Source organism: Pseudoalteromonas sp. C2R02 (genome assembly GCF_018860845.1).
Taxonomy (GTDB): domain Bacteria; phylum Pseudomonadota; class Gammaproteobacteria; order Enterobacterales; family Alteromonadaceae; genus Pseudoalteromonas.
In genome coordinates, this window is sequence record NZ_JAHKQC010000020.1 from 115,508 (window position 1) to 139,881 (window position 24,374).

Annotated in this window: 23 protein-coding genes; 11 read left to right on the plus strand and 12 right to left on the minus strand. The window is 34.7% G+C overall.

Features of this window, described 5'->3' with window-relative positions:
• Positions 1 to 76 precede the first annotated feature (76 nt).
• The gene (locus KO527_RS06335; RefSeq protein ID WP_042144903.1) at positions 77 to 460 is read right to left on the minus strand and encodes a hypothetical protein; all 384 of its coding nucleotides are present in this window, start codon (positions 458 to 460) and stop codon (positions 77 to 79) included.
• 145 nt (positions 461 to 605) lie between these two features.
• Here KO527_RS06335 and KO527_RS06340 point away from each other — a divergent pair, with 145 nt between their 5' ends.
• Entirely contained in the window at positions 606 to 1,361 is a 756-nt protein-coding gene (locus KO527_RS06340) for a Nif3-like dinuclear metal center hexameric protein (protein WP_216039504.1), read from the plus strand.
• 75 nt (positions 1,362 to 1,436) lie between these two features.
• On the opposite strand, the gene KO527_RS06345 is transcribed toward KO527_RS06340, so the two are convergent.
• The 6 genes from KO527_RS06345 to KO527_RS06370 all read right to left on the minus strand — a co-directional run bounded on the left by KO527_RS06345 (position 1,437) and on the right by KO527_RS06370 (position 5,926).
• Entirely contained in the window at positions 1,437 to 2,210 is a 774-nt protein-coding gene (locus KO527_RS06345; RefSeq protein ID WP_354668606.1) for an ElyC/SanA/YdcF family protein, read from the minus strand.
• 84 nt (positions 2,211 to 2,294) lie between these two features.
• The gene (locus KO527_RS06350; RefSeq protein ID WP_042144907.1) at positions 2,295 to 2,723 is read right to left on the minus strand and encodes a DUF2069 domain-containing protein; all 429 of its coding nucleotides are present in this window, start codon (positions 2,721 to 2,723) and stop codon (positions 2,295 to 2,297) included.
• A 1-nt stretch (position 2,724) separates the two neighbouring features.
• Positions 2,725 to 3,279, minus strand: a complete 555-nt coding sequence (gene wrbA, locus KO527_RS06355; RefSeq protein ID WP_216039505.1) for an NAD(P)H:quinone oxidoreductase — start codon at positions 3,277 to 3,279, stop codon at positions 2,725 to 2,727.
• A complete protein-coding gene (gene arsC / locus KO527_RS06360) occupies positions 3,279 to 3,626 on the minus strand; it encodes an arsenate reductase (glutaredoxin) (RefSeq protein ID WP_216039506.1) in 348 nt (115 codons plus the stop codon). The genes wrbA and arsC overlap by 1 nt, the downstream gene beginning before the upstream one ends.
• A 184-nt stretch (positions 3,627 to 3,810) precedes the next feature.
• Positions 3,811 to 5,259 carry a M48 family metalloprotease gene (locus tag KO527_RS06365; RefSeq protein WP_216039507.1) on the minus strand — a complete coding sequence of 483 codons (1,449 nt, stop codon included), beginning with the start codon at positions 5,257 to 5,259 and terminating at the stop codon, positions 3,811 to 3,813.
• A gap of 1 nt (position 5,260) precedes the next feature.
• On the minus strand, positions 5,261 to 5,926 hold the full coding sequence (locus KO527_RS06370; protein ID WP_216039508.1) for a hypothetical protein: 666 nt from the start codon (positions 5,924 to 5,926) through the stop codon (positions 5,261 to 5,263).
• Between the two features lie 168 nt (positions 5,927 to 6,094).
• On the opposite strand from KO527_RS06370, the gene KO527_RS06375 reads away from it, so the two are divergent.
• Entirely contained in the window at positions 6,095 to 6,343 is a 249-nt protein-coding gene (locus KO527_RS06375; protein WP_216039509.1) for a hypothetical protein, read from the plus strand.
• Positions 6,344 to 7,417, plus strand: coding sequence for an AI-2E family transporter (locus KO527_RS06380; protein ID WP_216039510.1), 1,074 nt, complete (start codon positions 6,344 to 6,346; stop codon positions 7,415 to 7,417).
• A 56-nt stretch (positions 7,418 to 7,473) separates the two neighbouring features.
• Here the strand turns inward: KO527_RS06380 and bcp are convergent, their stop codons facing one another.
• Both bcp and KO527_RS06390 read right to left on the minus strand, forming a co-directional pair.
• Complete coding sequence (bcp, locus tag KO527_RS06385) at positions 7,474 to 7,947, minus strand: thioredoxin-dependent thiol peroxidase (protein WP_216039511.1); 474 nt, start codon at positions 7,945 to 7,947, stop codon at positions 7,474 to 7,476.
• Positions 7,948 to 7,971: 24 nt separating this feature from the next.
• Positions 7,972 to 8,505, minus strand: coding sequence for an ACT domain-containing protein (locus KO527_RS06390; protein WP_042144923.1), 534 nt, complete (start codon positions 8,503 to 8,505; stop codon positions 7,972 to 7,974).
• Positions 8,506 to 8,782: 277 nt separating this feature from the next.
• Between KO527_RS06390 and bamC the strand changes: the two genes are divergently transcribed.
• Together bamC and KO527_RS06400 are read left to right on the plus strand one after the other, a co-directional pair.
• Positions 8,783 to 9,844: an outer membrane protein assembly factor BamC gene (bamC, locus tag KO527_RS06395; RefSeq protein ID WP_216039512.1), complete on the plus strand. Its 1,062-nt coding sequence runs from the start codon at positions 8,783 to 8,785 to the stop codon at positions 9,842 to 9,844.
• A 148-nt stretch (positions 9,845 to 9,992) separates the two neighbouring features.
• Positions 9,993 to 11,366, plus strand: coding sequence for a YjiH family protein (locus KO527_RS06400; protein WP_252733474.1), 1,374 nt, complete (start codon positions 9,993 to 9,995; stop codon positions 11,364 to 11,366).
• A 34-nt stretch (positions 11,367 to 11,400) separates the two neighbouring features.
• Here KO527_RS06400 and KO527_RS06405 read toward each other — a convergent pair whose 3' ends face one another.
• A complete protein-coding gene (locus tag KO527_RS06405) occupies positions 11,401 to 11,616 on the minus strand; it encodes a DUF2897 family protein (RefSeq protein ID WP_216039513.1) in 216 nt (71 codons plus the stop codon).
• Positions 11,617 to 11,755: 139 nt separating this feature from the next.
• On the opposite strand from KO527_RS06405, the gene KO527_RS06410 reads away from it, so the two are divergent.
• Positions 11,756 to 13,090 carry an ankyrin repeat domain-containing protein gene (locus KO527_RS06410; protein WP_216039514.1) on the plus strand — a complete coding sequence of 445 codons (1,335 nt, stop codon included), beginning with the start codon at positions 11,756 to 11,758 and terminating at the stop codon, positions 13,088 to 13,090.
• A gap of 44 nt (positions 13,091 to 13,134) precedes the next feature.
• On the opposite strand, the gene KO527_RS06415 is transcribed toward KO527_RS06410, so the two are convergent.
• Positions 13,135 to 14,157: a LacI family DNA-binding transcriptional regulator gene (locus KO527_RS06415; RefSeq protein ID WP_216039515.1), complete on the minus strand. Its 1,023-nt coding sequence runs from the start codon at positions 14,155 to 14,157 to the stop codon at positions 13,135 to 13,137.
• A gap of 276 nt (positions 14,158 to 14,433) precedes the next feature.
• Between KO527_RS06415 and pgi the strand changes: the two genes are divergently transcribed.
• The 4 genes from pgi to KO527_RS06435 all read left to right on the plus strand — a co-directional run bounded on the left by pgi (position 14,434) and on the right by KO527_RS06435 (position 21,806).
• Positions 14,434 to 16,077: a glucose-6-phosphate isomerase gene (pgi, locus tag KO527_RS06420; protein ID WP_216039516.1), complete on the plus strand. Its 1,644-nt coding sequence runs from the start codon at positions 14,434 to 14,436 to the stop codon at positions 16,075 to 16,077.
• Between the two features lie 263 nt (positions 16,078 to 16,340).
• Complete coding sequence (gene pgl / locus KO527_RS06425; protein ID WP_216039517.1) at positions 16,341 to 17,051, plus strand: 6-phosphogluconolactonase; 711 nt, start codon at positions 16,341 to 16,343, stop codon at positions 17,049 to 17,051.
• A gap of 504 nt (positions 17,052 to 17,555) precedes the next feature.
• Positions 17,556 to 20,183, plus strand: a complete 2,628-nt coding sequence (locus tag KO527_RS06430) for a TonB-dependent receptor (protein WP_216039518.1) — start codon at positions 17,556 to 17,558, stop codon at positions 20,181 to 20,183.
• Between the two features lie 84 nt (positions 20,184 to 20,267).
• Positions 20,268 to 21,806 (plus strand): tryptophan halogenase family protein, encoded by a 1,539-nt coding sequence (locus tag KO527_RS06435; protein ID WP_216039519.1) that lies wholly within the window; start codon positions 20,268 to 20,270, stop codon positions 21,804 to 21,806.
• A gap of 40 nt (positions 21,807 to 21,846) precedes the next feature.
• On the opposite strand, the gene KO527_RS06440 is transcribed toward KO527_RS06435, so the two are convergent.
• On the minus strand, positions 21,847 to 23,388 hold the full coding sequence (locus tag KO527_RS06440; protein ID WP_216039520.1) for a tryptophan halogenase family protein: 1,542 nt from the start codon (positions 23,386 to 23,388) through the stop codon (positions 21,847 to 21,849).
• Between the two features lie 220 nt (positions 23,389 to 23,608).
• Between KO527_RS06440 and KO527_RS06445 the strand changes: the two genes are divergently transcribed.
• Complete coding sequence (locus KO527_RS06445) at positions 23,609 to 24,316, plus strand: SapC family protein (protein ID WP_216039521.1); 708 nt, start codon at positions 23,609 to 23,611, stop codon at positions 24,314 to 24,316.
• Positions 24,317 to 24,374 lie beyond the last annotated feature (58 nt).

Below are 24,374 nucleotides of genomic sequence, written 5' to 3' on the forward strand. Positions count from 1 at the left end.
AGGACTAGTCGAAAAATACAAAAAAGGCTGCAATTAAATTGCAGCCTTTTTGTTACTCAATTTTAAATTGAATAGACTAAACGATACCTTGTGGTAAACGACAGTCGTGCTCTTTTTCTGCTAGGTATACAATCCAGAATTCTTCAGCTGTATAACCGTCTTCGTTATTCTTAACGATAACCATGCCTTTATCTTTAGTTTCTACTGTTTTAACAGCAGCTTTTTTAGCAGGTTTAGCGGCAGCCTTTTTAGCAGGCTTAGCAGCTTTCTCAGGAGCTGCAGGTGCAGTACCAGATGAAAGTTCTTCAGTTAAAGCGGCAAGATCAGCTAGGCGCATGTTTTTGCCACCATCTACACTGTACCATCCTGCTTTAGCAACAACTTCAGGTTGTTTGCCGTTTGCTGCTTGATATGCTTTGTCAAAATCTTCTAAAACTTGTGCTTTATCAAGTTTGCTCATTATTATTCCTAATTTTTTTGTTAAATTTGTTGCAGCGGCTTTTATACCGACTTTTGAAAGAATTATCAATTTTTTCAGGTTTTTCTTTCTTTTTGCTCAACTAAACGGGACAATTTTACAAATTTTAAGAAAATATTGAAAAATTATGAAACGTTCCGATTTAATGTCACATCTAAACAATTTGCTAGAACCACATACAATTAAGGATTTTTCTCCTAATGGTTTGCAGATTGAAGGCAAAGATAACATTACAAAAATTGTGACTGGTGTTACTGCGTCACAAGCTTTAATTGATGCTGCAATTAATCATAAGGCTGATGCTATTTTAGTACATCATGGCTTTTTTTGGAAAGGTGAAAGCCAACAAATTGTTGGTATGAAGAAAAAACGTATAGAAGCCTTGATAAAACACGACATAAATTTGATTGCATATCACTTGCCTTTAGATATTCATCCGACTTTAGGTAATAATGCACAATTGGCAAAGTTGTTAGATATTACTTATGAAGCAGGACTTGAATTAGGCAGTGCTAAAAGCATTCCCGTAAAAGGTATTTTAAATACGCCTTTGACCGGCAGTGAGTTTGCACAAAAAATTGCAACTGTATTAAATAGAGAGCCTGTTACTTCAATTGTCAGAGATGAGAAAATTAAAACTATCGCTTGGTGTACCGGTGGTGGGCAAGGGTATATTGATTTGGCTGCTGAGCAAGGAATTGATGCCTATTTAACGGGTGAAGCATCAGAGCAAACAATTCATAGCTCTAGAGAACAAAATATTGATTTTTTTGCAGCAGGGCATCATGCCACTGAAAGGTATGGTGTAAAGGCGTTAGGTGAACATTTAGCAGCAGAGCATAAACTCGAAGTGATTTTTGTAGATATAGATAATCCCGTTTAAATTCTAAGCAAAAGTATCAAAAAAATGCTCACTATTTTACTTGTGAGCATTTTATTATAAATTTTAAAGTCTAATTTAAATGGATTCAGGATCGTAGAGCCTAAGTAGCTTAATCCATAAAGTGCCTAAAAGTTCATGTTGATGTGCGGTAATTGCTAATAAAGCTTCAGGACTGGGTACAAACTGACGCCATAAGGGCTGTTCATTAAGCGCGTAGAAGTCTGTTGGCGCAGCAATGACATCTATACCTTGTTGGTTAAATAAATTTATTGAACGGCTCATATGTGCTGCAGAGGTCACTAGAGCAACTTTAGCATCAACAAGGCGGTAAGCTAATAACTTCGCTTCTTGTGCTGTATCTTTGGCTTTAGGGTTAGTTAAAATCCTTGTATGGTGTAAACCTAAACTATAAGCGGTCTTTTTCATGAGTTCACTACTGGTTGTGCCATCATAACCGTAACCAGATACAATCAACTTTGCCTGAGGGTACTTTCTTGCAATTCTTAAGCCTTCAACTAAACGTGAAAGAGAGCATGCACCCAGTTGTGAATTAGCAGGGCGGTATTTATTTGGTTTAATTTGGCAGCCTAAGACTAAAATATAGTGTAACTTTTTATGTTTATTAGTATTAAAAACGTTGTATTTGATTTCCGTGGAATTGATTAACTTTTGAGTGACAATTGGCATACTGAGTAAAAACAAAATACTCATACTTGGAATGAAAAACAATAACCCCAATTTCTTTTGTCTCAGTGCCAATAACAATAAACCAAATGAAATTAATATGAACAACAAGGGTAAAGGCATTAAAAGATTGCCAAGTATTTTTTTTAATTCAAATGAAGACACTATTAATCAATTTCCTTATAAGTTGGTGTAAAAAATAAAGCCAGTTTTAAACCGGCTTTGTCTATTTATTTAAAAATAAAAATCTTATTCTGGTTTATCATGTTCATGGGCTGCTTTTTCTTCTGCTAATTCTTCTTTTAGCTTTCTAATTCTTAAACCTAACTCTTGGCCTCGGTGTTTTGAATAATAAGTACAGCCAATAAACATGCTGGTGGCAAATATTAATTCTAAAACAACATAAATATCTAAAGAGACATAAAGCATGGTTAAAGAATGTAGGAAATAAATCATTACAATGAAATTAGCCCACGCATAAGTATAAAGGTTATCCTGAATAATGCCTTTTAATGGCAGTAATAAAGGAAGGATATAAATCATAAATATAAAGCCATTGCTGTAGCCTTCAGGCTTTGCTAAGTAAAATAGCCATAATGGCATTAATATTAATAAACCGACGTAACCAAAAATAGCTAGGCGTTGAAAGGTCTTTGTTTTATCTTGTTTTTTGATCATGTCACTTATTCAATTGTTGCGTAATTTTAGCCAGTCGATGTCCTACAGAATGGCATATTTTTATTTCATGAGAACTCAGTTCTGTACTATTACCAAGACCTGAAACATGACTGGCACCATAAGGTGTACCGCCACTTTGTGTACTTGATAATTCAGGAATGTCATAAGGTACGCCTAGTAACATCATACCATGGTGCAGTAAGGGTAAAGATAGCGTCAATAACGTACTTTCATTCCCACCATGCATGCTACTACTTGATGTAAAAACACTAGCAGGCTTGTCTATTAAGCGACCTTTTAACCAGAGTTCACTGGTTGTTTCCCAAAATGATTTAGCTTGAGAGGCCATCATACCAAACCGAGTAGGACTGCCAAAAGCAAGTGCTTGACAATGCAATAAATCATCTTGTGTTACCACAATATCTGATTCAGATTGTTTGATGAAAGTGCGTAACTTTACTTCCATATTATTACTAGAAATAGCGTCACAGATCTCATGCGCCATGCTTTTTACTGAGCCATGGCTTGAATGATAAAGTACCAGTATGTAGGACATTAAATAATGTCTAATACACTTTCTGGTGGACGGCCGATAGCTGCTTTATCACCATTTACAACAATAGGTCGCTCAATGAGCTTTGGATTTTCAGCCATAGCGTTAATTAATGCTGATTCATCATTTTGCGCTTTAAGGTTGAGTGCTTTATATAAGTCTTCTTTGGTACGCATTAATTGGCGAGCAGAATCAAAACCAAGCTTTTTAATAAGTGATGTGATTTCTTGTGAATCAGGCGCTGTTTTTAAATACTCTACAATTTCAGGTGTTACGTTATTTTCTTCTAATAAGGCCAAAGTTTGGCGAGACTTAGAACATCTTGGGTTGTGATAAATTTGAATTGTCATTTTAGATCCTAAATAAAAAATAGCGCAAATTTTTAGTTGAAACTTTTTGTCATGAAAATAAGCATTTTAATGACAAAAAATTAAAGCGCTATTTTATACCCAAACGACATAAGATTGCTATATTGGAAACTTACCTGATGAAACAAAATACCTCATCAGGTTTTTAATCGCTAAAACTGAATGTTTATAATTTAGCGAGTTCTTTTTGCATTTGACGGTATTGTTTTAATAATGCTTTGAGTCTTTGGCGTTTAATATCGTCTGTTTTTTCAATAAAGTTTAATGCCTTTTGAATCTCATCTGATGCCTGCTGGTAAGCGCCATGATCGATCATAATGCTGGCACGAATTTCGTGATAGGCAGATTGTTTTTTTTGCATCTTATAGGTTTGCGCCATTAAATCTTTACCTAATGGATGATCTGGCTTATCTAGTAAAAAGTATCTTAATAATCGTTCAGCTAATGGGTAGTCTTTAGCTTCGATGGCGGCATTGGCATAGTTTAAGGTAATGACTTGGTTATTAGGTTTTAATTGATAATGCTCTTTTAATAATGTTAAAGCTGCTTGGGTATTTTTTTGCGCGATTAATAAATCTGTTTTACTGTCTAAATAAAAAAGGTTAGCAGGATCTGTTTTTAGTAATTTGGTTAAAATCTCTTGTGCTTCATCAAGCTTTTTTTGATCTATCAGTGTTAAAGCTAAACCGTATTTAGCTGCAGTTCTATCAGAAAACTGATGCTTTTTAATATCATTTCTAAATAGTTGCTCTGCTTTTTCTGATGTAGTGGTAAAGCGGGCTTTAATTCGGCTTTTAGCTAACAAAAAATCAAGATTAGAATCTATAAATTTTTCAGGGTATTGCTGTGCTCTTAAACGGATATCAGATACACGGCTATCTGGTAATGGATGTGATAATAAAAAGACCGGTGGCTTTTGCTTGAATCTTAATTGCGCGGATAACTTGGCTAAAAACTCACTTGATGCACGAGGATCAAATCCTGAATTATTTAATATCGTCATACCGATGCGATCTGCTTCTTGCTCAGCGCCACGACTATGTGTCATTTGACTTAACATGCTTTGGGTTTGATTGGCCGATATGATTGCCATACCTGCTTCCGGGTTAACTATGGTTGTTAATATACCTGCAACCATACCTGCTAATGTTAAGCCTGAATTATCTTGCTGTTTTTGTAATCGGCGCGCTAAATGCCTTTGTGTTACGTGCGCGATTTCATGACCCAATACTGAAGCAAATTGACTTTCATTATCTGATTTTGCAATCAAACCGGCATGAACACCAACATGACCACCATAAAAGGCAAATGCATTTATTTCGTTATTTTTAATCCAAAAAAATTCGAATGGAAAACGAATATCATCAGCATGGGCAACTAAGCGGTTACCTATGCTTGTCAGGTACTCATCTAATAAAGGGTCTTGGATCACAGGAGATGAACTTTTTATTTTCATCATCATGATTTCGCCAATCGCTTTTTCTTTTTCTAACGGCAATACTTGTAATGCGGATGTGCCTAAATCAGGCAGTTTAAAATTTGACTGTGCTAATACGGGAGAAGATAATAACAATGCACCGAGAACTAATTGTGACAGTTTTTTTTTCTTATTCATTTTATTCCTTGTTTGCTTGCTCATTCATCATTAATTGCGCAAGCATAAGTTCATCTTGATCAAGCGAGGTTTCATTCTCACATATATCATAATACTTTTTAATTGAGACTCCGTTGATCTTAATAATGTTCAATTCTTGTTTTAAAAAATCTATTATTCTATGTACAACTTTATGTGCATGGATTATTAATGCTTTATCAGCTTCGTCGCCTCTTTGAAAATAAAACTGTATATATTTATGTAACTGGTTAATTCTTAGAATGAGTCTCATTGAATGAGGGTCCCACACCATGAATTCCATAAGCTTATTTCCTTTAACATATTGATTTATTTCTACATTTTTTGCTAAAGGAAAAGCTTGTAACTCAAACCCTCGGTCAGTAAAAACTTGGTACAGTGCAAGTCTTGGTTTGTTTTCACAAATGACACCATCAGAATTGCTTATAGAGCCACCGAGTAGATCAAGATTCCAGTTTCGTTTATCTATTATACGTTTTATTGCTGTATCAAAACCGTGGGATAAAATACCTTCTGATTCACCCAATGAGGAAGCAACTAAATGATAGAAGGGCGGTAACTCACCCCAGTTTAATTGTTTTTTATACCAGTTTATGTCCTTTAACGTAGGATTGCTTGGTAACTGTGCTTTATCATTTTGGGATGTCATTAAATTATACCTATTCCTTATCTTATATAAGCATAATGCATTGTGTGGTTTTGGTACACCTAAAGTCCCTTAAGTTAGCGGATCCATTCAGTTAGACAATAGATTAGATTCCATTTATTTTACTTTGCCGTTATTATTCTTAAATCTTTATATAAAGTCGTCGTTTTAATGGCTAAATTTGATTTAACACAATATCAGTGCCCCCAATTATTTGTTCAATTTAAGTATCAATTAAAACTAGCTATGATCGATATAGAACAAAATAACAATTCGAGGGTGATTGAATATTCAATTTCGGTCGAATCGGATATTAAAGATATTGAACGATATTTGAAGTCTCATCAATACAGTTATCAGATAGTAAGTCTCGCGGATAATAATGAACTTATAGTGAGTTTAATAAAAGGGAATAATTAAGTGTTAGAATTTTTAAAATCTTGGTACGAACGTAAGTTTTCAGATCCCCATTCAGTTACATTGTTTCTTTTATTAATTGCATTAGTCGCATCCTTGTATTTTGTTGGCTCTTTGATCATACCTGTACTTGTTGCTTTGGTAATAGCTTATTTATTGGAATGGCCAGTTTTAAAGTTACAGAATTTAGGATTAGCTAGATTAACAGCTTGTACGAGTGTCATGTTGTTATTTGCAGGTGTCATGGTGGCCTCATTTTTGACTATGGTGCCTGTGCTTTGGCAACAATCTGCAAATTTATTGCAAGAAGCGCCTTCTATGTTAGAGCAGGGAAAATCATTTTTAATGCATTTACCTGATCGTTATCCAGAATTAATCAATGCACAACAAATTCAAGGGATAGTATCTAATGTTGAAAACAAAGTATTAGAGTTTGGTCAGCAAATTCTCTCTTTTTCTTTAACATCATTAAAAGACGTTGTTGCTTGGATGATATATTTGATACTTGTTCCACTACTGGTATTTTTTATGCTAAAGGATAAAAATGAGCTCACTTCAGGTATTGAAACCTTTTTACCAAAACAAAGACGTTTAATAAGCCAAGTATGGCATGAAATGAATCAACAAATCATGAACTATATCCGTGGCAAGGTTATTGAAATTGTGATAATTGGTGGGGCTTCATTTATCGCTTTTGCAATTTTTGATTTAAGATATGCAGCACTGCTAGGTGTATTAGTAGGTTTATCGGTATTAATACCTTTTGTTGGTGCAGCACTTGTGACAATTCCAGTCGCTGCGGTTGCATTATTTCAATTTGGATTAGCGCCGGAGTTTTGGTATTTATTAATCGCTTACGGGGTAATTCAAGCATTAGATGGCAATGTATTAGTGCCTTTATTATTCTCTGAAGCTGTCGATTTAAATCCTGTTTATATCATAGTTGCGGTATTGTTTTTTGGTGGCTTATGGGGTTTTTGGGGCGTGTTTTTTGCAATTCCATTAGCATCATTAGTACGTGCTTTATTAAATGCATGGACAACAGAAGAAGCTCAAAAAGATGAAGTGACAGGTTAAAATAAGCGTAAAAAAAGGGCTATGTTTTAAATCGCCCTTTTAATCGAATTTGAAAACTAAGTATTGTCAGTTAAAAAATCAATCACAACTTGATGATGTTCTTTAGTTTTGAATTTATTAAATACATGTTTAATTGTACCATCTTGCGCAACTAAAAAACTTAATCTATGAATGCCATCATATTCCTTACCCATAAATTTCTTTAAACCCCAAACACCAAATTCATCAGCTATCGCATGATCTTCATCAGATAATAATGTGAAGTTTAATTCTTTTTTAGTTTCAAAGTTTTTTAGTTTTTTTACAGGATCAGGACTTATACCTACAGAAACTGTATTGAGCTTAGCTAAGGTTGCTTTTTGGTCGCGTAGATTCTCAGCTTGAATAATGCAGCCAGGTGTCATAGCTTTAGGGTAAAAGTAAACTAATACTTGGTTTTCTTTTAATAATTCAGAAAGCACAACAGTCTGACCATCTTGATTTTGTAAAGAAAATAGAGGGGCTTTATCGCCAGCAACTAATGTATTCATATCTATATCCTAGTATTTTTAAAATTAGCGTATTCGTCGCAGTATAGATTCAAGGTTGAGCTCAGTACACAAACGCTCAAACTTCAGTTTGAAACTATCTAAGGAAGTCTCAACTTCTACATTGATTTCTAAGGTAGAACACATATGAAGTTGATTGTCTTGCTCATAAGTATCAGATTTCAATGAGCAAATATCAATATTATCTTCAGCAAGAAATGAGGTTACCTTACTTAAGGTACCTTCAGTATCAATACCTTTATATTCAAGTGTATAGCCTGCACAAAAGTCACAGCCAGTTCTATTAGTGGTTCGCTTCATCATGGTAAGTAAACCCATTTCCATACTCTTTACCGGAATCGTATGCTCAATACGACTGATCGCTGACATATCCCCTGATAAAAGCATGATAATCGAGAATTCGTTACCTAAAATTGCAATACGGCTATCAATAATGTTACAGCTACATTCACTCACTAACTGTGTTAACTCAGCAACAATCCCGGTACGATCATCCCCGATTGCGGTTAAAACAAGCTGTTGATTTGAAAATCCTGGCATTTATTTATCCATGTCCCCCTACGTTGGGGGCGAAGTTTACCACATCAAAAATAGAAACACTCTGCATTCTTGTTTTTAGTGGCTTAGGAAAGTAATATAGGCTCTAATTTCATATTTTTAATTGCTTTCAAGTAATAACTGAATGATTTTCAAGCAATCAACTCGTATTATGACCAATTCATAAAATGAGATAATATTTTTAAATCATATTTTGAACCAAATAGGGTATAGCCTACTCATAATAGAAATAAATTAGGCATACTAAGGAGAATAATAAGTGCAGTATTGGATCCGTAAAAGTTTGGTATTGGGTGTTATCACAGCATTATCAGGTTGTAGTGTTTTTATAAATAATGCGCATGATGAAAAAAACTACCGTGTATCAGAGCAAATTAAAGTGCCCGCGGATCTTCAAAAGCCATATCAAGACCCTGAATATGTGATGACGCCTGCGCAATATAGTAAGGCGATGCCAAGCGATATGGTAAAACCGCCAGCGCAAGTTTTAAACGTAGCAAGTGGTAGTTGGGTTGAAGAAGGTGATAAGCAAACACGTATATTTTTTGATAAATCAGATGGTATTGACGATTTAAAAGGCTTTATGTGGATAGCCTTAAATGAGTTACTTGATGAAAACAAAGTAACTGCAACAGATAATAATGAAGCAAAAGGTGAATTATCTACTGATTGGTATTCAATTCATAAAGTAGAAGACGTTTGGTTTTGGGAAGAAGAAAAAGAAGTCAGTAAACAAAAATTCAAGTTTACCATTGAGCAAAAAGAGCATCAAAGAACAGCTTCAATGAAAACTGAACTACTTGACTTTCAAAGTAAAGATGAAACTTTAACGCCTATTTTACGCCAACAACTTGAAGCGGGCGCATTAAATGCGTTTGTAAGCCAATTTGATTTTAAATATCGTCAATTGACGGTTGAAATGCATAAACAACAAGGCATCGTTTCTTTGGAAATGGGTTTTGATAATCAAGGTAATGCTGCTTTGGTAACAGAGCAAAGCTATGAAGCTATTTTTGAGCGTTTTTCTTCATTCATTGAAAAATTAAATTTCACGATCAATGAACTAGATGATGAAAAAGGTTTGATCACTGCCACTTATGAAAAACCAGATTCAAGTGTTTGGGATTCTATTTGGGGTGATGAAATTGCTGAATTACCACTAGAATCAGGTCAATATCAGATGTTATTAAATAAAAATAACTCAGGTGGTACAAGCATAACTTGGATGGATGAAGAAGGTGAAACTTTGGAACCTGGTACTATGAATGACCTACAGCAAGCCTTGGTTAAAGTATTACGAAAAAAAGGTATTAATATTTAAATTTAGACATAATATTAATATTTAAGAAGTACATAAAAGAGCGCTTATTGCGCTCTTTTATGTATTAGTTTATTAAGCAATTTCATTAATTAAATTATTTTGTAATGTAAAATTTAATTAATGAAATTGATGCAGTATAGGTTTATTTATGAATTCACAACGAATCGATAATCAGATGTTATATCATTGGCGTACAATTTTGACTTTTATTGTACCTTCATTAATCGGGGTGTTTTTATTTATGACTCCCGTTCAAACGGGTGACGCTTTTACTATCCCCATCGCATTGTTAGCAAAAGAAATTCAAAACGTCACCAGTACTTATATTACACACATAGTATTGGCTGTCATATCTACGACGGCACTTTTGAGCTTAATTACAAAAATATTTAAACCGCAATTTATAATGAAACGTGATTTTTTACGTCATTTATTAGATGTATCACCTATTTGGCTTACAACCCGCTTGATGGGCATGGTATTTGTATTTATCACCTTTTTTAAAGTCGGACCTGAAGCGGTTCACTCTGCAAATACCGGTACTTTAGTTTTACATGACTTAATGCCTGTATTATTTTCAGTATTTGTATTAGCAGGCTTGTTATTACCTTTATTACTCAATTTTGGTTTGCTAGAACTAGCCGGTACCTTGCTAACTAAAGTAATGCGCCCATTATTTAAAGTACCTGGTCGTAGCTCAGTTAACTGTGTTGCATCTTGGTTAGGTGATGGTAGCGTTGGCGTATTGATGACCTCAAAGCAATATGAAGAAAAGTTTTATACCCAAAAAGAAGCGGCTATTATTGGGACTACTTTTTCTGCAGTATCAATTACATTTAGTTTAGTTGTAATTGGACAGGTAAAGTTAGAGCATTTATTTGCACCTTTTTATCTTACAGTATGTTTAGCAGGTGTGGTTGCTGCACTTGTTGTTCCTAGGCTACCGCCGCTGAGAAACAAAAAAGACGAATATATTGATGGCACATTAAAACAAGGTGAATCAGAAGCTTTACCTGAAGGGAAAACATTATTTAAACATGGCTTGCATGTGGCGCTAACAAAAGCGTATAAATCTCAAGGCGTAAAAGGCACATTAACTGAAGGCATTAAAAATGCGGTCGATATGGTGTTTGCGGTATTGCCTGTAGTGATGGCTATTGGTACTTTTGCCTTGATTATTGCTGAATATACACCATTTTTTCAATGGTTAGGTATGCCATTCATTCCTTTATTAGAATTATTACAGATCCCTGAAGCACAACAAGCATCACAAACAATTGTTGTTGGTTTTGCTGATATGTTTATTCCTTCAATTTTAGCTGCAAACTCAATTGAAAGTGACTTAACACGTTTTGTGATTGCTGCAATGAGTGTTACGCAACTTATATATATGTCTGAGATTGGTGCTCTAATTTTAGGAAGTAAAATACCTGTAAGTTTGTGGGAACTGTTTTTAATATTTTTACTACGTACGTTAGTAACACTGCCTGTGATTGCTTTAATGGCGCATTGGTTAGTTTAGCTCTAACTGTTAGTTAAAACTAAAATCCTGACCTTTATTGGTGAGGATTTTTAGTTTTTGCTTCGGTGTTATCTTTATTATCGTTGTTTTCAGTTGATTCTTTTTCTTTTAGTGATGCTTTTGCTTTTTCTATCGGATCTTGATTTAACCTCTTCATTTCAAATTTTGCTGAGTATTTTAATAGTGCAATATTGCTCCATACAACTCCAAAAACAATTGCAATTATGAGTATAACTTTCCAAGTTTCCACTTTGTTTCACTTATTCTTAAAAATACCATGATAGCATTTAGTACAAATAGGGTAAAACCCTGTTAAACTAACTGCTTTGTAATATCTAAATTCACTTACTTATTAGTGAAACAAAACTTAATTTAACTGGAGTAAACTGTTGAAGACAGAAAATGTCTTAATGTGGCCAAATGAATATATCCTACTTTTAAGAGGGTTATTAGAACAAAATGGTGCATTTATATTAGATGCATTAGAGGCTTGGCCAAATTGCAATGAATCTGTAGATGCTCAAGAAGTATGCAGTATCAGTTTACCGCCAATATATTATATTTTATGGCAAAAACCAGCAGAACCTTTTGAAGACTTATATTGTCAGCATATCAGTGATTTTGATGATAAATCACAAGAATATATCGAGTTTGTATTTAATGAACTAAAACAGCAGCTTGATTCTGATGAAGCAATTACAACGCTGTTACTGCAAAGGCTGGCAAATTATTGTGATTTCCCATCTCAAATGTCAATTGAATCTAAATTAAGCCTAGTTAATTTAGCGCAACAAAAGCGGTTTTTTAATGTTTTAAAAATGTTGCTGGAATCTGGTTTAAAGCTATCAACATCAGATGTCATGTCTTTACTTGAGCACTCAGAACTCCATTCTTTAGTATTGCCTTACCTTGAATCTAACTTGATTGATAAACCTGAAGTTATCAATTTATTGACCGAACAGCTATTGCAAGGAGAGGATAGGTTTGACTTTTTAGTTAAACTCAAAGGTGATATATCTGAATCTGAAATATTAGATCAAGCTTTATTACAGCAGCTTAAACATGATTCTCCAAAACAAAGCATTTGCAAACGTTTTTTACAACAAGGTGCAAAAGGCTTAATTGCTGATGAGAGCGGTAAAACATCACTAATGTGGGCTGTACAGCAAGGATTTCTTGATGTTTTAGAAGCACTAAGCACACCTGAATTAATTGCTCAGCTTGATAATGAAGGAAATAATGTTTTACATTATGCGATCAAATATAAAAACGAACTCGCAATACGTTTTCTTTTAAATCAAAGTATTGATTTTAAATTAAAAAATAATAATGATTTAACCGCATATGGTTTAGCAATTGACCTAGGGCATAAAAAAACAGCCCTGTTATTGGAGACTGAATTTGGCATTAAAGAGTTAAGTGAAGTAAATAAATTCAAGAGAATAAATTTAGTGCATTCACTTCATGCATTTATTGGTTTTTTATTACCAATACAGCTTTTTTTCTTTTTTGATCCGACATTTGATGCAAAAAGTGAACTGTCGTTTATTTTGGCGTTATTCTCAATGTTGATAATGTTTTTTGCAATGAATTTAAAGCGATGCAGTCTATATCCAGATATTAAGCATTCTTGGAGCCTTTCAATATTGCGGGCACTTTCACCGGTAAGCTTATTATCTCAATTATTGCTTTTATTAGTTGTCGTTATTGCAGCGTTAACATAGAAGAGCCCCACACTTTACTAGTGTGGGATAGGGCTAAATTTAGCCTAGGAGATGGGCCCAGTACTGTCTCTGATCACAAGTTCAGGTGTAAAGGTTTTAATGATTTCTTTATCTTGATTTCTTTGGCCACGGGTTTTTGAAAATAACAGTTTGGCAGCATGCTGAGCTATTGTTTCAATTGACTGGCTTGCAGTTGTCAATTTTGGCCAAGTTTGACGTGAAAACGGCGAGTTTTCGAATCCTGAAATAGAAAGCTGTTCTGGGATTTTAATTTCCATCAGCCTTGCTGCAAACAAAGCACCTGCGGCTATTTCATCATTACAAGCAATAATTGCTGTTACATTTTTATTAAGGCTAATAACGGCTTTTGCATTTTCAACACCAGATGAAAATGAATATTCACCCTCTAAAATAATGGATTCATCAATTTCAATGTTATTTGCGATAAGGGACTCTTTATAGCCTGCTAGTCGCTCATGTGTTGATTTATGTTCTTTATCTCCAGATAAAAAAGCGATGTGTTTATGGCCTTGTTTGATTAAATGATTTGAAACTTCAAATGCTGCATTATGATCATTTACATAAATACAGTCAGTTTGTTGAGGGTCTGATTCTTGGCCTGATAAAATGCGTACATAATGAATGCTCTGAGCATCTAACATATCAATTACTTCAGGGATTTCAGATAATGGGGGTGTTAATACTAAGCCTGAAATGCGAGCGCGCTTAATCATAGTTTTTAAATCTTCAACCATATCTTTATTAGCATACGAACACGGGTGAATAAGTAATTCATAACCTTCATTTTTACAACATGATAATATGCCATTTTGCATATCTAATACGTAATATGCATTAGGGTTATCGTACACTAACCCTATCGTAAATGATTTACTACCTGCTAGATTTCTAGCTGCGAGGTTAGGTTGGTAATTGAGCTCTTTTACCGCATCCATTACTTTGTCAAAAGTTGTTTTTCTAACAGATGGTTCATTATTAATAACTCTAGAAACAGTTTTAATTGAAACACTGGCTAATTTGGCGACATCATTTATTGTAACTTTCATCTGAATTCTTTTAGCTTTTGAAAAGTAAAATGTAATTAGAAGCCATTCTACCTAGTTTATTTAAATTGTATGCAACTATGGCATATTAATTTTTGTATTAATAATCAATTTAGTATCAATTTCTCATTAATTGCAATTGACAGCGTTGTCATTTTAACATATTGTTATCATAAACGTGGTCAGGGTGAACCTAATTCAGATTATCACTTAGTCGAATATTTTGTTAAAATATCCGATTGCACGTAATTTGAAAAATTAAACAGGTAGAAATAATATATGAGTTGTCGTTCTCAATTATCAAGTTGGCAGTCTTTACAAGAATTAGCTGAAAAAATGAAAAGTACTCATTTAAAGGACTTATTCTCTCAAGATAACAGCCGTTTTGACAAATTTTCAATACAAATGCCTGGTTTATTGTTCGATTACTCTAAAAATCTGATCACAACTGATGAAATGAACGCATTGCAATCATTAGCACAGCAGACTGAACTAACAGCATGGCGTGATAAAATGTTTGCAGGCGAAAAGATAAACTTTACTGAAAATCGTGCTGTATTACATGTTGCGTTACGTAATCGAAGCTGTGCACCAATTTATGTAAATGGTGAAGATGTATCTCAGACTATTGCTGCCGAACTTTCAAAAATGCATGCTTTTGTAAATAAAGTACGTAGCGGAGAGTGGAAAGGCTATACCGGAAGAGTGATCACTGATGTTGTTAGTATCGGTGTAGGTGGTTCTAACTTAGGACCTCAAATGGCAACTGAAGCATTGCAAAATTATGCTGACGAAACATTACGTATTCATTATATTTCTAATGCAGATGGCGTTCAAATATCAAAAGTATTAAAACAACTTAACCCTGCATCTACATTATTTGTTGTATCTTCTAAAACATTTACAACTTCTGAAACCATGGCTAATGCAAAAACGGCTGTAGCTTGGCTTAAATCTGTAGCTAATGATGACACCGCAGTTGCAAAACATTTTGTTGCTGTCAGTACAAACCTAGAAAAAACAGCTGAATTTGGTATTTCTAGCGATAATGTATTTACCATGTGGGACTGGGTCGGCGGACGCTTTTCAATGTGGTCAGCAATCGGCTTACCAGTTGCATTATATTTAGGTTTTGATGCTTTTATAGAGTTATTAGAAGGTGCTTTTGAAGTTGATGAACATTTTAAAAATGCACCATTAACTGAAAACGTACCTGTGATAATGGCATTATTGAGTATCTGGAATACCACATTTTTAGGTGCAAAAGCCCAAGCAATATTACCTTACGACCAAACAATGCATATGTTGCCAGCTTATTTACAGCAAGCTGAAATGGAAAGTAATGGTAAATCTGTTACATTTTCTGGTGAAGCGGTACCTTACACAACTGTACCACTTCTATGGGGCATGACAGGTATTAATGGTCAGCATGCATTTTACCAATACTTACATCAAGGTAATACAATTGTTCCTGCTGACTTTATTGGTTCAATTAAGCCAACAGTCGAAGTAAATAATCATCACGAAATATTAATGTCAAACTTTTTTGCTCAAACTGAAGCATTAATGACAGGTGTATCTGCTGAACAAGTAAGAGATGAGCTAACTGCTAAAGGCCACAGTGCGCAAGAGATTGAAAATTTAGTTAACCACAAGGTACATAAAGGTAATAGACCAACAACCTCTATTTTATTAGACCAGGTTGATGCAAAACATTTAGGTAAATTGATTGCCTTATATGAGCATAAAATATTTTGCCAAGGGATCTTATTACAAATCTGTTCATTCGATCAGTGGGGCGTTGAATTAGGTAAGGGCCTAGCTTCAAAAATTCAAAATGAATTAGAAGATAATGATGTTGTGGCTGAGCATGACTCATCAACAAATGGCTTAATTAGTTACTTTAAAAATAAAAGAATTTAATACGTAAAGAATACCTTGAACGGGTAGCGCTGGAGCTATTGGGACCTGTGGTTTTGTGAGAGGAACGCAGGCTCCCTTTACTCATTTTTAGGCGACTATTTGATTCTAATAATTATAAAAGCAGGTTTAATAGTTGATTGCTCCTGTTTTACTTCAAATGATGAATTTCATTCCCCCATTAATAAAAATTAAATACTTCTATGTTTCCAATAAAAATAGTTACAATGCTATTAATTAACATCGAGTGTATCAAGGATTTATAAATGTCGAATATCACTGAAAAATTTTTTAACTCTAAAGAAGAGTTAACAGCTGCATTAGCATTAGATATTGAGCAACGTATCGTAGCTGGTATCACAAAAGATAACCGCGCTGTTATATGTGTTTCTGGTGGTTCATCGCCTAAACCTGCATACCAACATTTATCAAAGTTACCACTTGCTTGGGAAAAAGTTGATGTTGTTATGGTTGATGAGCGTTGGGTTGAGCCAAGCCATGATAAAAGTAATGAAACTTTTATAAAACAAACATTGCTACAAAACGAAGCTGAAAAGGCAAACTTTTTACCTATGAAAAATTCGCAGTCGTCGGCATTTGAAGGCCAAGCTGAATGTGAAAATGCTTTTCAAGCATTAAAGCAACCATTTGATATCACAATTTTAGGAATGGGACCGGATGGACATACAGCTTCTTTATTTCCACATGCTCAAGGATTGGAAAATGCACTATCTACTAATAACTTAGTATGTGCAATTGAAGCGATACCAAGTGAAGTTACAGGAGATATTACACAAAGAATGTCTTTATCTCTTCATGGTATTAAGCAATCAAAAGTGATTAAGTTACTGATCAGTGGTGAAGAAAAACTGTCAGTTTATAAACAAGCAAAGCATAGCGGTAACGTTGAAGATATGCCATTGCGCGCAGTTTTAAATCAAACTGATGTAGAAGTACAAGTTTATTGGGCACCATAGTAATAAAACTTTTTTGAATTACATTTATTATGGTTTTTATTTATAATAAATGTAATTTATTTTATATTAATTTCAGACACCTCCTTCCATAATTTGAAACCCCTTATTTAAAATTTATTTTAAGCTTCTGATTTATAAGTTTTTTATTTACTTCTTGAATAGTGTAAATACTCAACTATATTTATAGTTACAATTTATCTCATGGTTACATCTTTACACGTCATGGTTACTTTATGTAATATCTACGTGATTAAAGGAAATACCACAACATTAAAAAATCTTTGTTTATATAGTGTTAATGAGCTGTATATTATTTATTTTGTATTTAAGCGCTGTTTTGTACAAAAAATATAAAATAAATGTAGCCAAGATGTAATTACGTGTGTATTGTTTGTATCTAGATGACAGCGTTGTCACAATTTTATTATAAAATATTGACAACGCTGTCATTATCACTGGGCAGAAAGTGAACTAAAAACAACTAAATGATTCGAGGGGAATCCTGTGTTAGCTAAAAAATTTAAAAGAAATCTATTAGCAGTTAATATTGGTCTGGCAATGAGTGCTGGTTTTACTGGTACTGTATACGCTGCTGATGAAGTAAAAGTAAAAGAAGATGTTGAAGTAATTGAAGTACGCGGCATTCGCCGTTCACTTGAAGCTTCAATGAATACTAAACGTTTTGCAAATGCAGTTGTTGATGCTGTAACAGCAGAAGATATTGGTAAATTTCCTGATAATAATGTAGCTGAAGCGCTTGGTCGTATTCCTGGTGTGAGTGTATCGCGTCAATTCGGTGAAGGGTCTTCAGTTTCAATCCGTGGTGCATCTAATCAATTAACGCTTACATCTTTAAATGGCCAAAATGTTGCGTCAACAGGTTGGTATTCTCAACAAGCGATTGACCGTTCATTTAACTACTCTATGCTTCCACCTGAAATGATAGCTGGTATGGAAGTATACAAATCATCTCAAGCTGATTTATTAGAAGGTGGTATTGGCGGAACAGTAATTGTTAATACTCGTAAACCACTAGATTTAGATTCTCTAACCATTTTTGGTTCAGTTAAAGGTTCATATTCAACAGCTTCAGAAGAAACTGATCCATCAGCTTCTGGTTTAGTTAGCTGGAAAAATGATGATGAAACTTTTGGTATTTTAGCTGCTGTAGGTACTTCAGAGTATTCTTTAGTTCGTCGTGGCGATGAAGCATTAACGTCATGGGGCGGTCGTATTGCACCATCTCATTTTGAACAAAATCGTGACCGTACAGCTTTTGATGTTGCATTACAATATGCACCAACTGATGAGTTAGACTTTGGTCTTCACTACATGAACCTAGAGTTAGGTGCTAATAGTGTTAATACTCAAGTTTGGATCCCGCAAAATTTAGATAACTGTAGCTCTACAAATGCACAAGGTGTTCCAACTAAATGTACTACAGTTGCAGCAGATAACCAAAGTGGTTACTACGATGTTCGTCCGCGTAATGCAACAATGGAAAGTGAGTTAATCGCTGCTGATTTCACATATCAAGGTGAAGGTTTTAAATTAGAAGTACAAGTTGGTACATCTGAAGCGACTGGTGGTACAGATTTTGAAACAAACGTAGCATATATTTCTGGTGTTAATGGTGCTGTAGGTACGATTGATGCTACGGGTGATATGATAAAATATGATCTAGACCCTGCTGATTATGCGTTACCTTCTGCTGGTGAGTACGCAGGTTGGGAAGGTTTACAAACAGGTGGTATTGTAAATCAGCCTAACTCTGATGAAGAAGCATATGCACAAGCTGATTTAACATTTGACGTTGAATTTGGTGCTATCACTTCAATCAAAACGGGTGTTCGTGTTTCAAACCATGAAGTTAAAAAAGAGCAAAATCGCCCTGATTTAACTGGTTACGATGGTGCGGCAGAAGCAGCATTAATCGATGGTTCACGTTTTACAAACGGTACATTAGATGCGGGTTCGTCACATCTTACTATGCCAGCTCCTGATGCAGCTGAAATGATTGCTTATACTAAGAGTCATATTAATTCTTGGACTCAAGAGCGTTCAGGTTATGCTTTATTAGAAGAAGATAGTGTTTCTGCATACGTAATGGCTAACTTTGAAGGCGATGGTATTCGCGGTAACTTTGGTCTACGTTATGTAAGTACTGATGCGACTTCAACTGCGTTTGAAGTTGATCCAAATTATGTAGATGCGAGCAATGCATTTAATAACGGTTATTCAACAAACCTTGTTGAAACTGATGGCGATTATAGCCATGTATTACCAAGTGTTAACCTTGCGGTTGATGCAACTGAAGATGTGATTATTCGTTTCTCAGCAGCATCTGTACTAGCACGTCCTAACTATGATGATATGTTCAGTAACTCAGCACTAGCTGGTTATGCGGATACAATTCCAAATAATGAGACTGTAATTGTTGGTAATCCAGCACTAAGTCCATTTAAAGCATTCCAATCAGATTTAGGTGTAGAGTGGTATTACAGCTCTTCAAGCATGGTTGCATTAACATACTTTGTTAAAGAAGTTGGCACATTTACTACTTTTTCTAATACTGCAGATCAATCAATCGGTATTGTAGACCCAGATACAGGCCTTGATAATTGGCAGGTACAGTCTAAGAAAGACGGTAATGGTGGTACAATTGAAGGTATTGAGTTCCAAATCCAACATGCTTTAGAGAATGGTTTTGGTACAGTATTTAACTACACTTTTGCTGATGCGCAAGCTGATGCAAGCAACTATGTTGACGGAAACTCTGTTTTCTCTGATTCATCTAAGCATACAGTAAATGCAGTTGGTTATTACGAAAACGATGATTTCTCTGCACGTGTAGCTTACTCATGGCGTTCAGAGTACATGATCCGTGAAACTGGTTTCTATGGAGCACGTGAACATCAAGATTTCGGAACACTTGATTTAAGTGCTTCATATAATCTTACTGATAACATCACAATCACTGCTGATGTAACTAATCTTCTTGAAGAAGATAGTGTACAAGTTGGTCGTGACCAAGGTGAAACACCAGTTAACTGGAGAACATCTAACGGTTATCCTACAGCAAGCTATGAAGGTGAAGCTCGTTATTCTTTAGGCGCACAATTCCGCTTCTAAGTGTAACTTAAACAATAAAAAACCCGGCATTGTCCGGGTTTTTTTGTATTATATACAGTACTAAATAGCGAATTGGAAAACTAAATGAAAATAAATAAAATAGCAATTGTAGGTGGTGGTACAGCTGGCTGGTTAGCTGCTAATCATTTAGGCAAAGCGCTGATAAATCGTCCCAATACATCTATTACATTAATTGAATCACCAGATATTCCCTCTATAGGAGTAGGAGAGGGCACTGTTCCAATGATGCGTGAGACCTTAAAAAGTTTTGGTATATCCGAAACAGATTTTGTTCAGCAATGTGATGTAACTTTTAAGCAATCGGTTAAATTTGTAAATTGGTTGGATAAAAATAATCATGGTGAAAATAACTACTACCACCACTTATTTGATTATCCTTTTCCTTTAGGTGATGATTTAGCGCCATTTTGGCTATCAACTGATAAAAAAACGTCATTTGCCGACATCGCGTCATTTCAAGGCGCTATTTGTGATGCGGGACTCGGTCCTAAGACGATATCGACTCCAGAATATCAAGGAACCACAACTTACGCCTATCATTTAAACGCAAAGAAGTTTGCGAAGCTATTAGCAAAAAATGCCTGTGAAAAATTCAATGTGGAACATCAAATAGCTAATGTTACTGATGTGACCCTTAAAGAAGACGGTTCAATAAAATCACTTAATTTAGAATCTGATAATTGTAAGGATGGTACCGAGTTTGATTTTTACATTGATTGCTCAGGTTTTAGCTCATTTCTTATGAGAAAACACCTAGGTGTACAATTTATAGATAAATCTAATGAATTATTGATAGATACGGCAATCGTAGTGCAAGTTCCGACAAATATTGATGATGATATTCCTTCATATACAATTGCAACTGCACATCAAGCCGGTTGGATTTGGGATATTGCGCTTCCTCAAAGAAGGGGAGTTGGCTTTGTCTTTTCATCAAAATATATGAATGAAGAGCTGGCAAAAGAAAAACTCGCAAAATATTTAGGCGAAGATTTATCTGAGTTACCACATCGCAGTATTCCAATGAATATCGGGTATTTAGAAAAGTTTTGGCATAAAAACTGTGTTGCAATTGGCTTATCGCAAGGCTTTGTTGAGCCTTTAGAGGCGACAGCAATTTTACTTGCTGATTTTTGTGCAAAGCAATTAGCGCAAAATTTTCCTGAAGAACAAGCACACTGCGAAAACTTATCAAATATGTACAATAAACGTATTACTTATTGCTGGGATCGTGTCATTGACTTTATTAAGTTACATTACTGTATTTCAGATAGGAAAGATTCGAAATTTTGGCTAGATAACAAAAAAGAAGACGGCATTTCAGAGCATTTAAAACAGTTGCTATTACATTGGCAATCATTTTCACCAAAAACTTCTGATTTCTTTTCAAAGTTTGAAATATTTGATGTTGAGAACTTTTTGTATGTGCTTTATGGAATGAAGTACCAGACTACCATAGGTAACTTAAGCGAAAGCTATTTAGCTAAAGCTAAGTCTGATGCTGAACAGGTGAAGAAACATGCAGATATTTTAGTTAATGATCTACCAAAGCATCGAGAGTTAATAGATAAAATTAATCAATTTGGTATGCAAAAGCTATAGAAATATACAGCTGTACTTACTATGTAAGTACAGCAAACCTTTATTTATTACCTGAGTAGCAGTCGATCAACTTTCGGTTGGTATCAAGTTTCATTTCTGCATTTTTTCCCATCAATTGTATTGATTCAAATGCTTTCTCTAATATTTCATCTGATAAAGTACCGCATTCTACATATTGGGGTAAATATTCCATTCCATAAATGATGTATTGCCAACTGGAAATGTTGAATATGTCATATTTATTTGGAAAGTCTCCCTCTGTTGCTGCATAATGCTGCCATGCTTCAAGTTTATCCTGTAGCGTTTGTGGTATGGTTTTAGGATCCGTTTGATCTATCCAGAACTGAGAGTCTTTTCTATTAGTTAAACAATAATGAAGTTTTACAAAATCAATAATATTATTCCACCGTTGAGTAAAAATTTCATTGTATTGCTTTTGTCTTGTTTTCATGGCTTCACGATTTTGAGGGAATCTCGCTGCTAACGAACGTATTCCTGCTTCTACCATAGCAATCGCTGTTGCTTCTAAAGGTTCAACAAACCCACTGGAAAACCCGATAGCAACACAGTTCTTTTCCCACGACTTTTCTCTATGGCCCACATCAAAACTTAAATGTCTTAATTTAACTTCATCACTTTGAGGTATATTTAAGTATTTTAATAACAGTTCTTCAGCGCGCTCAGGTGTTGTATGTTCAGATGAATACACATAGCCTGTGCCTCGTCTTGATTGTAAACTGATATCCCAAATCCAGCCTGCTTCTTGTGCCGTTGAAATCGTATGAGTGGGGATAGGTGTGTTAGGATCTTCATACGGAACTTGCAAGGTAACAGCGCGATTGACAGATAAATATTTACTTTTGTCAATAAAAGGGACTTTGAGTGCTTTACTTAACAATAAAGAAGAAAACCCAGTGCAATCAACAAAAAAATCAGCTGAAAATACTGTATTATCATCTGCAATAACAGATTCAATAAAGCCATCTTCATCTAGCTTCACATCTGTTATATCGGCAAATGAATGCACAACACCCAGGTTTGCTATAGCATGTTTTTTTACAAGTTTTCCAAGTTTGGTCGCATCTAAATGATATGCATATTTAGCCATCCAAGCATACTCAGGCGTGTTCATATCTTTAGGAGCTAAATTTTGGTCGCATAAGTGTGCTTGTAAACAAACCGAGTGTGCAAAGTCTTTGGTGGTTTTATTTTCATTTTTATTTCGAACCCAGTAAGCAGATAAGTCTATACCTTTTGGCATCGCGGTAGGATCAAATGGGTGATAGTAACTATGCTGTTGTTTTTGAGGTTCGTGTAACCAATTACAAAATTGCGCACCTTGTTTAAAGCTTGCATCACACTGAGCAAAGAAATCTTTTTCACTTAATCCAATATCATGTAGCGTATTTACTATGGTTGGGAAAGTACCTTCCCCGACGCCTATAGTCGGTATATTCGCTGATTCTATTAAATGGACAATGATATCTTGGCCTGTTTTTTTAAAAGAGCTAGCTAGCATTGCTGCACTTAACCAACCTGAGGTGCCCCCACCAATCACATTTACAGTTTTCACTTTTTTCATAATAAAATCACCAGTTTTTTATTGGTATAATTTAAATATTTAAGACAGCGCTGTCAAATTGTGTTTATGTTTTATTAACATTGATTCTGAATTAGTTTACATACAAGCATCAGTAATTAATTGACTGACATATTAAGTTATGTAATATGGAGTCATTATTTTATAGGCCACAGCAATTTAAATTCTTTAGTGGCTATTTGTTATACGGAGAGTAGTACCCATGGCGGATAATATCCAACCTTTACACAATAAAACACATGCTAATACAAAAATAAAAAATGGCATCAATATCGAATTCATTAAAACTCAGCATTTAGTGCCAATTGTTGCACATGAGTTTTCACGTGTAGCTAACGAGTACCCAATTGTTTTTGTAAAAAACTCAGAATCTGGTGAGTTTCAGCCAGTTGCAATGTTAGGTCTTGAGCCTAATGAAAACCTTATGGTTAAAGATGACCAATGGCAAGGTGCTTATGTACCACATGCTCTAACACGTTACCCATTAGTATTATCTGCAACACCAGAAGATAAAACAAAACTAATCGTAGGTATTGTAGAATCAAGTGATTTAGTTGGCGAAGAAGAAGGCCAAGCATTATTTGACGATAAAGGCGAAGAGACTGATTACCTTAAGCGTCGTAAAGACTCTTTAATTTCTTTTGTTGAATTTTCTCAAGTAACTGCAGCATTCTCTAAGTTCTTAGCAGAAAAAGAATTATTAACAGCGCAAACACTTACTCTAGAGATTAAAGGCGAGAAGCGTGATATCAACGGTATTTATTTAATTGATGAAAAGAAATTAAATGAACTATCTGATGAAGATTTCTTAGATATTCGTAAACGTGGCTACCTAGGTCCGATTTACTCTTTCTTAACTTCAATGCATCAAGTAAATCGTTTAGCACGTGTTAAGTCTGCACAAGCTTAAATAAAGATTTATAAGTTTAAATAAAACCCAAGTTTTCTTGGGTTTCATTTAAACTACC